This is a genomic window from Liquorilactobacillus oeni DSM 19972, assembly GCF_001436275.1.
GTDB lineage: Bacteria > Bacillota > Bacilli > Lactobacillales > Lactobacillaceae > Liquorilactobacillus > Liquorilactobacillus oeni.
In genome coordinates this window covers 441,037-455,728 of record NZ_AZEH01000039.1, presented here as the reverse complement: position 1 = coordinate 455,728, position 14,692 = coordinate 441,037, and the positions used below count along the sequence as shown (strand labels likewise).

Annotated in this window: 13 protein-coding genes; all 13 read left to right on the top strand. The window is 32.5% G+C overall.

What is annotated here, in order from left to right; genetic code table 11:
• Positions 1 to 307: 307 nt before the first annotated feature.
• The 13 genes from cps2T (at position 308) to FD46_RS07245 (ending at position 14,434) form a co-directional block, all read left to right on the top strand.
• On the top strand, positions 308 to 1,477 hold the full coding sequence (gene cps2T / locus FD46_RS07305) for a beta 1-4 rhamnosyltransferase Cps2T (protein WP_083479394.1): 1,170 nt from the start codon (positions 308 to 310) through the stop codon (positions 1,475 to 1,477).
• A complete protein-coding gene (locus FD46_RS07300) occupies positions 1,474 to 2,658 on the top strand; it encodes a glycosyltransferase family 4 protein (protein WP_057896498.1) in 1,185 nt (394 codons plus the stop codon). The genes cps2T and FD46_RS07300 overlap by 4 nt, the downstream gene beginning before the upstream one ends.
• The gene (locus FD46_RS07295) at positions 2,651 to 3,295 is read left to right on the top strand and encodes an acyltransferase (protein ID WP_057896497.1); all 645 of its coding nucleotides are present in this window, start codon (positions 2,651 to 2,653) and stop codon (positions 3,293 to 3,295) included. The genes FD46_RS07300 and FD46_RS07295 overlap by 8 nt, the downstream gene beginning before the upstream one ends.
• 55 nt (positions 3,296 to 3,350) lie before the next feature.
• Positions 3,351 to 4,232, top strand: coding sequence for a glycosyltransferase family 2 protein (locus FD46_RS07290; RefSeq protein WP_057896496.1), 882 nt, complete (start codon positions 3,351 to 3,353; stop codon positions 4,230 to 4,232).
• A gap of 10 nt (positions 4,233 to 4,242) precedes the next feature.
• Positions 4,243 to 5,196, top strand: a complete 954-nt coding sequence (locus FD46_RS07285; RefSeq protein ID WP_057896495.1) for a glycosyltransferase family A protein — start codon at positions 4,243 to 4,245, stop codon at positions 5,194 to 5,196.
• Between the two features lie 111 nt (positions 5,197 to 5,307).
• Positions 5,308 to 6,537, top strand: coding sequence for a hypothetical protein (locus tag FD46_RS07280; protein WP_235805600.1), 1,230 nt, complete (start codon positions 5,308 to 5,310; stop codon positions 6,535 to 6,537).
• 702 nt (positions 6,538 to 7,239) lie between these two features.
• Positions 7,240 to 8,667 carry a flippase gene (locus FD46_RS07275; RefSeq protein ID WP_057896493.1) on the top strand — a complete coding sequence of 476 codons (1,428 nt, stop codon included), beginning with the start codon at positions 7,240 to 7,242 and terminating at the stop codon, positions 8,665 to 8,667.
• A 49-nt stretch (positions 8,668 to 8,716) separates the two neighbouring features.
• Complete coding sequence (locus FD46_RS07270) at positions 8,717 to 9,817, top strand: glycosyltransferase family 4 protein (RefSeq protein WP_057896492.1); 1,101 nt, start codon at positions 8,717 to 8,719, stop codon at positions 9,815 to 9,817.
• A 104-nt stretch (positions 9,818 to 9,921) separates the two neighbouring features.
• Complete coding sequence (rfbA, locus tag FD46_RS07265) at positions 9,922 to 10,791, top strand: glucose-1-phosphate thymidylyltransferase RfbA (RefSeq protein ID WP_057896491.1); 870 nt, start codon at positions 9,922 to 9,924, stop codon at positions 10,789 to 10,791.
• Positions 10,792 to 10,807: 16 nt separating this feature from the next.
• On the top strand, positions 10,808 to 11,377 hold the full coding sequence (gene rfbC / locus FD46_RS07260) for a dTDP-4-dehydrorhamnose 3,5-epimerase (RefSeq protein WP_057896490.1): 570 nt from the start codon (positions 10,808 to 10,810) through the stop codon (positions 11,375 to 11,377).
• Between the two features lies 1 nt (position 11,378).
• Positions 11,379 to 12,362, top strand: coding sequence for a dTDP-glucose 4,6-dehydratase (gene rfbB / locus FD46_RS07255; protein WP_057896489.1), 984 nt, complete (start codon positions 11,379 to 11,381; stop codon positions 12,360 to 12,362).
• A 25-nt stretch (positions 12,363 to 12,387) separates the two neighbouring features.
• The gene (rfbD, locus tag FD46_RS07250; RefSeq protein ID WP_057896488.1) at positions 12,388 to 13,230 is read left to right on the top strand and encodes a dTDP-4-dehydrorhamnose reductase; all 843 of its coding nucleotides are present in this window, start codon (positions 12,388 to 12,390) and stop codon (positions 13,228 to 13,230) included.
• A 403-nt stretch (positions 13,231 to 13,633) separates the two neighbouring features.
• Positions 13,634 to 14,434 carry a tyrosine-protein phosphatase gene (locus FD46_RS07245; protein WP_057896864.1) on the top strand — a complete coding sequence of 267 codons (801 nt, stop codon included), beginning with the start codon at positions 13,634 to 13,636 and terminating at the stop codon, positions 14,432 to 14,434.
• Positions 14,435 to 14,692: the final 258 nt, after the last annotated feature.

Genomic DNA, 14,692 nt, shown 5'->3' with positions numbered 1-14,692 from the left:
TAACTAGTGGATACAGATCATATATTGTTGAGTATGATCTGAAGCTTCTACTGAATGAGGTTCATTTGCTAACAGCAATTACGGAAGTGAAGAAGGGTTACAATGAGAATATTATCCTTGTAAAGGAGTTAGTTTGGCTAGCCATAGGGGGTACATTATTTGATGGTTAATTACAAGAAGGCACAAAGAAAAGTTGATAATCTATTACAAAGGTTACTGAAGTATAACCAAGTTACCTACTAATGGCCTAATGGCTATTTGGCACTTCTTTTTGAATAATTGGGTGAAATGAATGGGGAGTTTTATTGTGAAAAATGTATTTATAATTGGTTCAAAAGGAATACCAGCAAATTATGGTGGCTTTGAAACCTTTGTTGATAATTTAGTGACACGTCGAATTAATAAAAACATTAAATACCATATTGCTTGTATGACATTTGATAAAGAGGTTAAACACTATGACTATAATGGTGCTAATTGTCAAGAAATTTCTATTCCTAATATTGGTGGAGCTAAGGCAATCCTTTACGATTTAAAGTCTCTAAAATGGGCTTTGAAAACTATTAAGAAAAATAAATTGAGTAACGGTATTATTTATATTTTAGCTTGTCGCGTAGGCCCCTTTTTACATCAATATATAACTAGGTTTCATAGGTACGGTTTCAAAGTGTGGGTTAATCCAGATGGTCATGAGTGGAAAAGAGCAAAATGGTCAAAGCCGGTAAGAAAATATTGGAAATTTTCGGAAAGACTAATGGTTAAAAATGCGGACTTTTTAATATGTGATAGTAAAACAATTGAAAAATACATAGCAAAAGAGTACAGAAAATACAAGCCTGAAACAACTTTTATTGCATACGGGGCGGATATTACTGCTTCAGGTTTATTGAAGAATGATGACAAAGTTAGAAATTGGTATGAAAATTTTAATATTACACTAGATGAGTATTTTTTGATTGTTGGTCGTTTTGTACCCGAAAACAACTTCGAAACTATGATACGAGAGTTTATGAGCAGTAATGTTAGAAACGACCTTGTAATCGTGACAAACATAGAAAAAAATAAATTTTATGAGGAGTTAAGACAAAAAACTCGCTTTGACACGGATCCAAGAATAAAATTTGTTGGAACTGTCTATGATCAACAATTACTTAAGTTTATACGAGAACATGCTTTAGCATATATTCATGGACATTCTGTTGGTGGGACAAATCCATCGCTATTAGAAGCTCTGGCTAGTACAAAGATAAATTTACTATATAATATTGGCTTTAATCGTGAAGTGGCTCAAAATTCATCTTTTTATTGGGATAAGGCCAAGGGTTCACTATCAAAGACTATTACTAGAACTACATCACTAGCTAAAAATGATAAAAAAAGATATGACCAATTATCTGAAAATCAAGTTATGAAGTATTATTCATGGGAGAAAATTGTTGGTGATTATGAAATGATTATAACAGGTGAAAATATATGAAAAACATACTTTATTTGCACGCTGGGGCAGAGATGTACGGAGCAGATAAAATCTTACTAGATATAGTTTCCGGTTTAGATAAAAAAGAATTTAGACCAATAGTGATTCTTCCAAATGATGGAGTGTTGATAGATAAATTGAGGAGGGTTGGAATTGAAACATATGTAGTAGGATATCCTATTTTACGTAGAAAATACTTTAATTTATTTGGTATTATAAGATATTTAATATATTACTTTAAATATTCAAAAAAAATATCACGTCTTCTTAGTAAAAAAAATATTAAAATTGACCTTATCCATGTAAACACAGCAGCAGTTCTTGAAGGAATTTACCTTAAGAAAAAATTGCATACTAAATTGATTTGGCACATTCATGAGATAATTTTAAAGCCTAAAATAATTTTTAAGTTTATTTCTTATTTAATTGGACATTACTCAGACAAGTGTGTCGCTGTATCTCAAGCTGTAAAAAAACACCTTATGGATTCAGGGTTTTTAACTCAAAATCAAGTAGAGGTCATTTATAATGGCATTGATTCAAGAAAATTCAATCCCAGTATTAATTATGATTACTTGTTTAAAGAATTTAAAATTCCTCGTGAATCCATAAGAGTAGGGATGATAGGTCGTGTTAATTCTTGGAAGGGGCAAAATGATTTTCTTGATGCAATTGAGCCGTTACTAGAAAAACGAGATAATTTGTATGCTTTTATTATAGGTAGTGCATTTTCAGGCGAAGAATGGAGAGTAGAGAAGTTAAAAAAAAGAATTTTAAAACAAAAAAGAAATGCTCAGATAATTTACTTTCCTTTTAGAACTGATAATGCTGCTGTCCATAATTTTTTTGACATTTTGGTTCTTCCTAGTACTAATCCAGACCCACTTCCAACAGTTGTTTTGGAAGCTATGGCTAGTGGCAAGCCAATAGTTGGATATAATCATGGGGGCATTGTTGAAATGGTTGTCAATGGATACAATGGAGTATTGTGCGAACCATGTGATACAAAACAATTAGAAAAATCTATAGCTATATTAGCCACTAACGATTCATTAAGAATAAAAATGGGTAATAATTCGCTTAAAAGAGAGGCAGATAGATTTTCTCTAGCTAAATTGATAAATAATTTTTCAAAGCTTTATTTAGAAATAATAATGGCAGGTGGAAAGTTAAATGAATAATTCATTATTTTTTCGAACTAAGATTCAAATAACAATTAAAACTTTAATAAAAATTATTAGAGGGTTTTGGCTGAAGATTTTTTTGAAAACTTCCTCTGGATTACTATTTGTTGGAAAAAGTGTAAATGTGGAAAATAGTGATTTTATCGAGGTAGGTAAGAATGTGAAATTTGAAGAAAATTCGGAAATTCAAGGATTAAGCCAGAATGGAATTAAATTTGGTAATTCAGTGACAATCGGACGTGGAACAATGATTAGACCTTCAAGTTATTATGGTGTTGGTAACATAGGCAAGGGGCTTGAAATACATGATAACTCTTCAATAGGTCCTATGAGTTATGTTGGATGTGCTGGTAAAATAATAATTGGAGAGAATGTAATGATTGGTCCTCGAGTAGGTTTTTTTGCGGAAAATCATATTTTTGATTCAAAAAAAAAAGCAATAAAGGCTCAAGGTGTTAAAAATGAAGGTATTATAATTGAAGACAACTGTTGGATTGGTAGTGGCGTTATAATATTGGATGGTGTGAAATTAGGAAACGGCACAGTTGTTGGAGCGGGAGCTGTTGTAACAAAATCCTTTAGCAGTAATTCTGTTATAGTTGGATCACCTGCAAGGCTTATAAAAAAGAGATAGTGTCAAAATTTTAAATAACTTATGTAGATTAACTATTAATTTGATGGAGATCTTAATGAAAATCGCGATAATATTATTAAATTATAATAATTCAGGTGATACTGTTACCTGCATTCATCAATTAGAAAAGTTTGTGCCCTTTGCAGACATATTTTTAGTTGATAATAATTCTACTGATGGATCAAAAGAATTATTCACAAAAAAATATGCTGATGTGGAAAGAATTCACTTAATCATTAATAAATTTAACTCTGGTTATGCTGGTGGAAACAATGTTGGAATAAGAGCAGCAATGAAGAGTGGAAGTGACTATATTTGTATATTAAATAATGATGTTGTGATTAAAAATGACTTTTTGTCTTGCCTAATTGATATTTTGATGAATAATACCAAAGTTGGTTTGATTGGACCCTGTATATCTGATACGGATGGAATAATAACGACTTCAGGTAATAATTTTAACTTTTACAGTACATCTTTTGGTCAACCAATAAATAAAGGTAAGGCTGTTGATAAAATTAAGAAGGAGCTGCTTTACTGTGATTATCTTTTGGGAGCGTGTTTGGTGTTTAGAGGAAAAGATATTAAAAAGGTTGGATTCATACCAGAGATGTATTTTTTGAATTTTGAAGAAACTGAATGGTGTTTTAATTTTATTAGAAATGATTATTTAGTGGCATGTAATACAGACAGTGTTTTGTACCATAAGGGTTCAAAAAGTATAAAAAAAATTAGTGGAATGCAATTGTATTTTTTAAGAAGAAACAGAGTCATTTTTGAGTCAAGAAATGCTTCACTAATTCAAAAAATTATATTCTACAGTAAACTGTTACCGTTAGCAGTTATACAAACTTTTCGTCACTCAAATTTTGAAGCTGTTAAAGCTTATTGTGATGGAATAACTGGGCGTAATAAATTTGATTTTTTAAAAAAATGAGGTTTTAAATATGGAGACTAACAATTTAGTTACTATTATTATTCCAGTGTATAATTGTGAAAAATATTTGAAAAGGTGTCTTGATTCTGTTGAAAAACAAACTTATAAGAATTTGCAAATTATTATCATTGATGATGGATCAACAGATAATTCAATGCAGATTTGTAGAAAATGGAAGAGTGAAAGTAATAGAAATATATCTATAATAAAGCAATTTAATTCTGGGGTTTCTATTGCTAGAAATACTGGATTACAAGCTGCAACAGGCACATTTGTTACGTTTATTGATGGGGATGATTATATTGAATCAAATTACATTAAATTTCTGGTAAAACAGTTCAATGCGCAGGAGCACTGTGATTTATCTATTTGTGGATTAACATATGAAGATGAAAGGGGAGATGTAATATTAGAAAGTAATAACGAAAGAATTATTTATGATGACTCTCAGGATATAATTAGAGACTCTTTTAAGATAAATTTATTTCAAGGCTTTGTTATAGCAAAAATGTTTCGCTTAGATATAATTAAAAGAAATGATGTTTTTTTTAATAAGAATATATCAGTGTATGAAGATCATCTATTTTGCTATCAATATATGAAGAACATAAGTTTTGCAACTTATGACGGAACGTCTTTGTATCATTATGTAAATCATAAAAATTCAAGTATTAAAAAAAAGCCAAGTTTGAGCGATGCTGCGGCCTATGAAATCATGTTGGATTTTGAAAGAAACCAAGCGCTTGAGTTCCCTATAATTTGTGCGATTACGCGTATTTTTATAAGATCTTATCCATCAATAAAAAAAATTTACTTTAAGAAAAATGTACAAAAAAAATTGAAACAAAACACATTGATTTTTTTAAAAAATAAAGTTTATGGTAACAAACTAAAGTTAGCACTTTTATTGGAGATTTTTATTCCGGTGAAAATTTTCAATTTTTTATTTAAAGTAGTATCTTAATTAGGAGTTATTATGATAAGGAAAAAATTCACTACTGCATTAATTTTTTTTATTTTGCTTTTGCAAACTAATTTTTTTTCACTCGTTAGATTGTCAGACTTTGCATTGTTAATGAATTCATATTCTTCTAAATATTTTATTTTTTCAATTTCTATTGTGATGTTTGTGTTCTCTTTTTTCTTAGGAAAAGAGAGAAATGAGGTAGGGATAAAAAATAATGCTAGTCTGAACTTTAAAGCTCCAATAGTACTTACGGTAATAGTTACTACAGTCATGATGATATGGAGTTCTTATACATATGAACAATCATTGTTTTCGTCTTTCACAGCTAGTTACTATTATTTTATTTTACTATTTTATTTCTTTATAGATAAAGCAAGTGATTCAAGAATAATAAATAAAATTATTGTTTTTAGTCGCTCTATGGGATTCATATATTCAGTACTTTTGATTGCTCAATCTTTACTTTATACTAAAGGAATTAAATTCATGGTATTACAAGATGCTGGTACTAATAATATTATGGCTTCTAATACTATTCATGGCGGATTAAATGTTGATAGCGCAGCTATTATTTTCAACATGGTACGTATCAAGGAACCTGCAGATTTTATCTCATTTACTCTACTAATTATTTTGATTGATGTAATTGCGCAAAACAAGTTAGTATTTAATAATTTTTTACCAATTTGCGTTGAATTTTTTTATTTAATTTTTGTGTCCCAAACAAGAGTTTACATTATAGTTGATACAATTTTATTTGCTGTTACACTACTGATTCTACTTTATAAGTATAGTAAGGTAGAATTCATTATACTATTAACATTTATGATTATAATTTTTATAGTAGGTACATTTGCATTAATAATATGGTTTACAGAGGGTAGTAGGCAAGTCAGTTATTCAGTTAGAATGGATGCGATACGTTACTATCTGGGTGAGGTTCCCAAGGGTAGTATTTTTGGAATTGGTTTTCCTAACACTCAGTGGTCTACAGACGTGTTACACGGAAATTTATTAAACTTTTTGGGATATGAATATTATCTTGATGACGTAGGGATAATTGGTTTTTATACAGTTTTTGGTATCTCCGGAATATTAATAATTATATTGTTCATTGCTAAGTTTATCACGGTCGTATATAAAGGATATAACAAGGACGTAACTGTTATTCTGTTGTTATTTGTTTGCCTTACCTCTATATCGCTTTTTATGTTTAACGTTCAGAGAATAGTATATCTACCTTTCATTTTTGTACTGGTTAATTATTTTGCAAGTAATAATAGTGATAACTTGAGAAATTGTGAAGTAAATTTTAGTACTAAAGGGAGTTTATTGTAAAAATAATATTGATTGGATAGTCGAGTATAATAATATATCTCACTGCTAAGGTAATTTCTAAAGAGGCGATCCTAGTTTATGAAATATTTAATGATCTATTATTACTATGTCAATAAATTAAACTTTTTCTATGCAGTTTTAGATAAACTAATTTGCCAATTATTGTAGTAGTAGGCATACTAATTAATATTTACGGTTGCTTGTTCTATGCGTCCAAATTTTATTTTAAAGATAGTTTACGTTGTAAAGTTGAAATAATGTTATTAATCTAAATATTATCATAAGTGTTATCTTTCAATTAGTTATTAATTGATTACTTGTATATCGTTATTTATATTCCTGTTTGAAAAGATTGGCTTTGTATTATCTCCATCAGTAGTAATAGACACTTTTTGATATTTTAGATGCTTTCAAAATAGTAATTAATAAATGTGTTTTTCGTACGAAATGCTCTTACCAACTACAGCAATAATTCTATTCATTGTTGTTGGTGTTGGTTAAGACGTCGTATGTTTTATTTGTAGACTTCATTGTGTGATTTTGCTCCAATGTCTCGGTAATTAATTATATAAATTTATTTAAGCATGTTTTTGGTATAAAAGAATCTTTTAACACTATTATGTCTGAATATATACCATAAAAAGGGTCTATGTTATTACAGGAGCTCAGAATAATGATAAAGTAGATAGGTAGATTTATTAAATGAAAAATTCAATTAGAATTAACTATGTATATAATGTAATGTATCAATTTTTAGCTGTAGCAGTACCGGTGATAACTACTCCTTATATCTCAAGAGTTCTCGGTCCTTCAGGAGTGGGATATTATAACTATGTTTTAGGTATAGTATCATACTTTGGAATTTTTGCTATTACTGGAACTAGTGCATTTGGACAAAGAGAGATTGCAAAAAGACAAGGATCTATAGAAGCTAGAAGTGTGGTATTCTGGAGAGTTTTTCTTTTTAGAATAATTTGCACCTTGATTGTTAGTTTTTTTTACCTTGTTTTTATCGTTATGGTGTTACCACAATACAAAATTTTATTTTTAGTTAATTTATTTACTTTGCTATCTTGGGTAGTTGACATGAGCTGGTATTTTCAAGGAATGGAAAATTTTAAGGTTACATCTTTGAGAAATAGTTTAATTAAAATTTCAGCTACAATTTTAATTTTTATACTTGTAAAGAAGCCGAGTGATCTTTGGTTGTATGTCTTAATATATGCGTTATCAAATTTGTTTGGTAACTTAAGTGCTTTACCATATTTATATAAAGAAGTTATATTTGTAAAACTAGATTTAAAAGATATTTTTTTGAGCTTTAGACCTATTATGGCTTTATTTATTCCAGTTATAGCCATCCAGTTGTATACAGTATTAAATAAAATAATGTTAGGTACTTTTAGTACTAGTGAACAAGTAGGATATTTTTCTCAAGCAAATCAGATAGTTAGTTTATTAGTAACAGTTATTAGTGCGTATTCAGGAGTACTTGCTCCTAGAATAGCTGCGCTTTATAGTAAAAAACTATTTAATTCTATGAAATTATTGGTAGACAAAGCACTAGCAAATTTATTTTTTCTTAGTTTCCCAATGATTTGTGGTTTAATTCTACTTGCTAAATCTGGAGTTCCATTTTTTTTTGGTACAGGATTTAAACCGGTAGTTAATATTCTTTATATACTTAGTTTTTTATTTGTTATTTTGGGGATGGGACAAATGCTAGGCGCTTTTCTAATTGCAATAGATCGTCAAAGGCCTTATACGGTTGCTGTTTCTATAGCTGCTGTCGTTAATCTTATTTTAAATGGAATAGCTTTATATTTACATTTAGGGGCTCGAGGAGTCGCTGTGGCATCTGTCATTTCGGAAATATTTGCAACGGTTATTCAAATTTATAACTTTAAGGACTTTCTTAGCTTCAAAAGGATAAAAAATAAATTTATTAGTTATCTAATTGCTAGTAGTATTATGACATTTTATATTTTGTTATTATCAATAATTGTTATTTCTAGATTTTATTTTATATGTCTAGCGATGCTTACGGGACCTATAATTTATATTGTAGTGTTGGTATTACTAAAAGATGAAGTTTGTTGTACAGTTTTAAAAAGAATTATGCGTTTTTAATTGCACTGTTTAATTAATGCTAGTAACGTCACTAATTTGGGAGTGGAGTATGAAAATAGGTTTTATAACTAGAAAAGACATAACACGTGAAAATGCCTGGAGCGGTACTACTAATTTTTTATACAAAGTGTTAAAGGAAAAGTATGATGTAGAACAAATTATAATAAAAAAGACTGTAACTCACAAAGTTATGGCTTCTATAATTAGGATATTAACTTGGAACAGAATTAAAAAAAGTTACGTTGATGTTTTTTTTAATAATTTAGAAATAAAGAAGTATTTACAAAAAAAAGATTATGATTTGTTTTTTTTCCCTGCTGCAAGTGAGCTACTAGGCTCAACACAGTTTAATACGAAAAAAAAGGTGGTATATTTAAGTGATGCGACATATAAGTTACTGACAAATTACTACTTATTTAATGTTCCAAAGATTGAGAAGAAAATTGAAGACATATATGAAGAAAAGTCTTTAAAAAAAGCCTCTACAATCATACATGCTAGCACTTGGGCGAAGAAAAGTGCTATTGAAGATTACGGTATTTCAGAGAAAAAAATTATGGTTTTACCTTTTGGCGCAAATTTATCAGATAAATTTGCGAAGAAAAGCAAAGCCTTGATAAGGCATAAAGTTAGATTATTGTTGGTGGGCGTTGATTGGAAACGAAAGGGAGTAGATATAGCTATAAAATGTACAGAATTACTAAATAGTAAAAATCTGCCCTGGAAATTTGAACTTACTATAGTCGGAATTGATAAGCCTTTAAAAAAATATGATAAAAATATTAAATTTATAGGAAAACTAAGAAAAGATGTAAAAAGTGAAGAGAAAGAGTTAATAAATTATTATCAAAATAGTGATTTGTTTATTCTTCCTACCCAAGCTGAGTGTGCGGGAATTGTTTTTTGTGAAGCAAGTATGTATGGTCTACCTACAATAGCATATAACACTGGTGGAGTATCAAGCTATGTTCAAAATAATGTGACCGGTTATTTATTAAAAAAAGATTCAAGTGCTAAAGATTTTGCAGACAAAATACAATTTCTTTTACAAAAGAACTTATTACAAAGTTTTTCAATGAATGCACGTCAAAAGTATGAAAATGAATTAAATTGGGATACTTGGTTAAAGAACTTTAATACAATTATATGATTATATTTAGCTATTTTTTTACTATAGATGTAATTTAAGAAAATGGTGTTAAAATATTAATGTATTTAAATAATGTCTTTAAATTTTAGGAGGATAGATTCATAATGAAAGGAATTATTCTGGCTGGCGGTAGTGGTACCCGTCTATATCCAATTACACGCGGTATCTCAAAACAACTGATTCCGGTTTATGATAAACCGATGATTTATTATCCATTATCCACTTTGATGTTGGCTGGAATCCGTGATATTTTGCTGATTGCAACGCCGCGTGATCTATCGTGTTTTCAAAATATTCTAGGTAACGGTTCAGATTTCGGAATAAACCTAAGTTATGCTGTGCAAACACAGCCTAATGGTTTAGCAGAAGCCTTTATCGTTGGACGAGAGTTTATTGGAAATGATTCAGTGTGCCTAATTTTAGGTGATAATATTTATTACGGCAGTGGCATGTCTCAGCTCCTGCAAGATTCTGTACAGCAGATTAAAGGGGCGACGGTTTTCGGGTACCATGTTAATGATCCAGAACGTTTTGGTGTGGTGGAATTTGATAAAAACATGCATGCTGTTTCTCTTGAAGAAAAACCAGCTAAGCCCAAAAGTAATTATGCGGTTACCGGCTTATACTTCTACGATAATCGGGTTGTTGATTATGCTGCTGATCTCAAACCATCAGCACGTGGTGAATTGGAGATTACCGACATCAACAAGATCTATTTGGCAAACAATGAGCTTAATGTTAAGTTGATGGGCCGTGGCTATGCATGGCTCGACACAGGAACCCATGATTCAATGTTAGAAGCTTCAAGTTTTATTGCAACAATTCAAAAACGGCAAAACTTAAAAGTTGCTTGTTTGGAAGAAATTGCTTACCGAATGGGGTATATTGGTAAAGAAAGATTGCTTGAACTGGCACAGCCAATGAAGAAAAATGATTACGGGCAGTACCTGATTCGGTTAGTGGAACAAAATTAAGTTAGAGGTGGAAGTCTTGAAAGTTATTACTACAAAGCTGCAGGATGTTAAAATTGTTGAAACAGATGTCTTTGGGGATCATCGCGGTTTCTTTACAGAGACTTATACGCAAAGCAAGTTTCAAAAAGCCGGTATTGATATTGACTTCGTGCAAGACAATCAGTCGTTATCTGTGGAACCGGGAGTTTTACGCGGCATGCATTACCAGCTAGCTCCGTATGCTCAAACAAAATTACTGCGAGCGGTAACCGGTGTAATCTATGATGTCTTGGTCGATATTAGAAAAGGTTCTCCTACTTATGGAAAATGGGAAGGGTACATTTTAAGCGAATATAATCACCGTCAGTTGCTAGTGCCGAAGGGGTTTGCCCACGGATTTGTGACTTTGACACCAAATGTTAACGTTGCTTATAAAGTTGATGGTTATTACGCACCTGAAGCTGATGGCGGGATTGCTTTTGATGACCCGGATATTGGAATTGAATGGCCGATGCCGCTTGATCATCTGATCTTGTCTGATAAGGATAAGAAGCATCCGCAGCTTAAAGATGCGAATTTGAATTTTGTTTATGAGGAGGATAAGTAGAATGAACTTATTAGTGACAGGCGGAGCCGGCTTTATCGGCAGTAATTTCATTCATTACATACTTAAAAAATATCCAGATTACAAAATTGTAAATTTGGATCTGCTGACTTATGCGGGGAACATTCATAACTTGGATGACATCAAAGATAATTCAAATTATACTTTTGTTCACGGGAATATTACTAATCGTGAACTGGTGGAACACTTGGTAAAGGAATACCAATTAGATACAATCGTCAACTTTGCAGCCGAAAGCCATGTTGATCGTTCGATTTTGCATCCTGAGATTTTTGTGGAGACAAACGTGCAGGGAACATTGGCTCTTTTAGACGTTGCTAAAAAGCTTAACTTGAAGAAATATTTACAAGTTTCAACGGATGAAGTATATGGTACTCTTGGCGCAGAAGGGTATTTTAAAGAAACCACACCTTTAGCACCAAACTCGCCATACTCAGCCAGCAAGGCTTCGGCAGACTTGTTAGTTAGAGCATATTATGAGACATACGGTCTGAATGTGAATATCACGCGCTGTTCGAATAATTACGGTCCATATCAATTTCCAGAAAAGCTGATTCCATTAATGACATCTAATGGAATGGATGGTAAAAAGTTACCGATTTATGGTGACGGCAAGAATATTCGTGACTGGCTGCATGTTTCGGATCATTGTAGAGCAATTGATTTGGTGCTGCATAAAGGACAAAAGGGTGAAGTATATAATGTTGGCGGGCATAACGAACGCTCGAACAACGAAATTGTACACTTGATTGTTAAAAAACTCGGCTTGACTGAGGATGCGATAGAGTATGTTAAAGATCGTTTAGGTCATGATCGTCGCTATGCAATTGATCCGACTAAGATTGAAACCAAATTAGGCTGGAAGCCGCAGTATACTTTTGATGTTGGCATTAAAGAAACCGTTGAGTGGTACTTGAGTAATGAAGATTGGTGGCGTCCTTTGAAAAAGAGAGCTGCTTTAAATTAACTGTTCACTTTTTGGAGGAATACACGTGAAAATTTTAATTACCGGAGCTAACGGACAACTAGGACAAGAGTTGCAGCATTTGTTGACTGAACGTCAGGTAGAATATACTGCGACTGGTTCAAAAGAGTTGGACATTACTGATGCAGTACAAGTTGAAAAGTATTTTGCGCACAACAAGCCGCAAGTTGTCTATCACTGTGCTGCATACACAGCAGTGGATAAGGCCGAAGATGAGGGCAAAGAAGCTAATTTAAAAGTTAATGCCCTGGGTACAGAAATCATTGCCAAAGCTTGTGAAAAATACGGTGCAGCATTGGTTTATATCAGTACAGATTATGTCTTTGACGGCACACGTAAAGCAGGTGAATATCTGCCTGATGATCCTAAGGGTCCTCGTAATGAATATGGGCGTGCTAAGTTATTAGGGGAAGAAACAGTTCAAAAATACTGCAGTAAGTATTATCTGGTAAGGACAGCTTGGGTCTATGGTAAGTGGGGGCATAACTTTGTTTACACAATGCTGAACCTGGCCAAGACACATGATAAGCTGACCGTAGTTTCAGATCAGGTTGGACGTCCGACCTGGACACGTACACTTGCCGAATTTGTTACTTATTTGGTTGACGGAAAAAAGCCTTATGGAGTGTATCAGTGTAGCAATGATGGCCAGTGTTCCTGGTATGAATTTGCCAAGGAGATCTTGCGTGATGAGGATGTTATGGTTTTGCCGGTCACTTCAGAACAGTATCCGACAGCAGCCTTTCGTCCGCATTATTCTGTGATGCAGCTGTCTAAGAAGACCGGCTTTGTATTTCCAAAGTGGCAAGACGCTTTGCACCAGTTCATGGATTCAATTGAAGATAAATAACGGATTTTACCGCATAATTAAATAAACTTAAAAAGAGTAGTATAGTGAAGTTGAGTTTTTGAAATACTGCTCTTTTTGTTTGTCTGAATTTCAGCAATTTTTAAATGCTTTAGGCGGGATCAAGCAAGATCTTTGAACTTATTTGGAGCGCATAATTTTCCATATAAAGGTTCTGAAAATGTGTGTTAAACTATTTAAGGTATTATAACTGTTTAGCTTTATAGCAGTATCTTTTCTTTTAGTTTAACCGGTGTATTTATCTAGGATTCATCTTTTAGAAAACATCATGGATAACACAAGCTTAGATGGTGGATTTAAAGTTTAATTTGAAAAATAGAGGAGCTTTAAATAACCTAATATTATAATTACGAGTAGTTGTTTTGAGGAGGTTACTATGAATATTATGAGTACGGAAGTTCTGACAAAAAGCCAAAAAATAGTTGACCTGCACTGTCACTTATTACCAGGCATTGATGATGGGTCACCGGATCTGGAACATTCATTAGAATTGGCACATGCTGCTGTGGCAGAAGGGATCACACACATCTTAGCAACCCCGCATCATCTGGACGGCGATTACGTTAATCACCGCCCAGATGTACTTCATCATGTGGCTGATTTTCAAAGAGAATTGGATACCCGGCAGATTCCACTGATAATCTTTCCGGGACAAGAAGTTCATATTAATGGTGATTTGATTGAGCGCTATGACGATCTGTTGGGAATTGATGAAGGCAAGAACTATATGTTGATTGAATTTCCGCATGGCAGTGTACCTGCGTATGCTAAGCGGCTTTTCTTTGAATTGCGTAAAAAGGGAACAACGCCGGTAATTGTGCATCCTGAACGTAACCATGAAATACAGGGCAACTTAAATCTGCTCTATGATTTCATTGCAGATGGTGCTTTAGCACAGTTAACCGCGACAAGCTATATTGGCGGTTTCGGGCCTAAAGTACAGGAGATTTCTGAAAAATTAGTTGAGCATGGCCTGGTACAATTGTTTGCTTCTGATGCTCATGCCCTTAAGGGACGCAAGTTTGCTTTACGTGAAGCCTTTCTAGCATTGCGCGAAAAGATGGGACAAGAGAAAGTCGATCAATTTGAAAAGACTGCTGAAGATTTGCTGAATGGCTTGCCGGTAATGGCTAAAGATTATTCACGAATAGACGAGAAAAAGAAGAAGAGGTTCTTTTTCTTTTAGCGAAGTGACGACGGCTTGAATATGTTAAGGATCGCTTAGAACGTGACCGTCATTATGTGATGATCCAACTAAGATCGAAACAGAACTCGGCTGGAAGTCAGCAGGTACCTTTTTACTTGGTATCGCAGCATGAAGACTGTGGCGGTCGCTGAAACAGCCTACGGCTTTGAAGCAACTGGTTATATGATAGTGAGTAGAGATTTTTACAATTAAAGCATTTTGAATAAAAAGCAGGAGCTGTGATAAATATTTATTTTG

Excerpts from the sequence above, each read along its gene's own strand:
- FD46_RS07300 (WP_057896498.1), top strand. The coding sequence starts at position 1,474 with ATGAAAAACATACTTTATTTGCACGCTGGGGCAGAGATGTACGGAGCA.
- FD46_RS07295 (WP_057896497.1), top strand. The coding sequence starts at position 2,651 with ATGAATAATTCATTATTTTTTCGAACTAAGATTCAAATAACAATTAAA.
- FD46_RS07290 (WP_057896496.1), top strand. The coding sequence starts at position 3,351 with ATGAAAATCGCGATAATATTATTAAATTATAATAATTCAGGTGATACT.
- FD46_RS07285 (WP_057896495.1), top strand. The coding sequence starts at position 4,243 with ATGGAGACTAACAATTTAGTTACTATTATTATTCCAGTGTATAATTGT.
- FD46_RS07280 (WP_235805600.1), top strand. The coding sequence starts at position 5,308 with ATGAATTCATATTCTTCTAAATATTTTATTTTTTCAATTTCTATTGTG.
- FD46_RS07275 (WP_057896493.1), top strand. The coding sequence starts at position 7,240 with ATGAAAAATTCAATTAGAATTAACTATGTATATAATGTAATGTATCAA.
- FD46_RS07270 (WP_057896492.1), top strand. The coding sequence starts at position 8,717 with ATGAAAATAGGTTTTATAACTAGAAAAGACATAACACGTGAAAATGCC.
- rfbA (WP_057896491.1), top strand. The coding sequence starts at position 9,922 with ATGAAAGGAATTATTCTGGCTGGCGGTAGTGGTACCCGTCTATATCCA.
- rfbB (WP_057896489.1), top strand. The coding sequence starts at position 11,379 with ATGAACTTATTAGTGACAGGCGGAGCCGGCTTTATCGGCAGTAATTTC.
- FD46_RS07245 (WP_057896864.1), top strand. The coding sequence starts at position 13,634 with ATGAGTACGGAAGTTCTGACAAAAAGCCAAAAAATAGTTGACCTGCAC.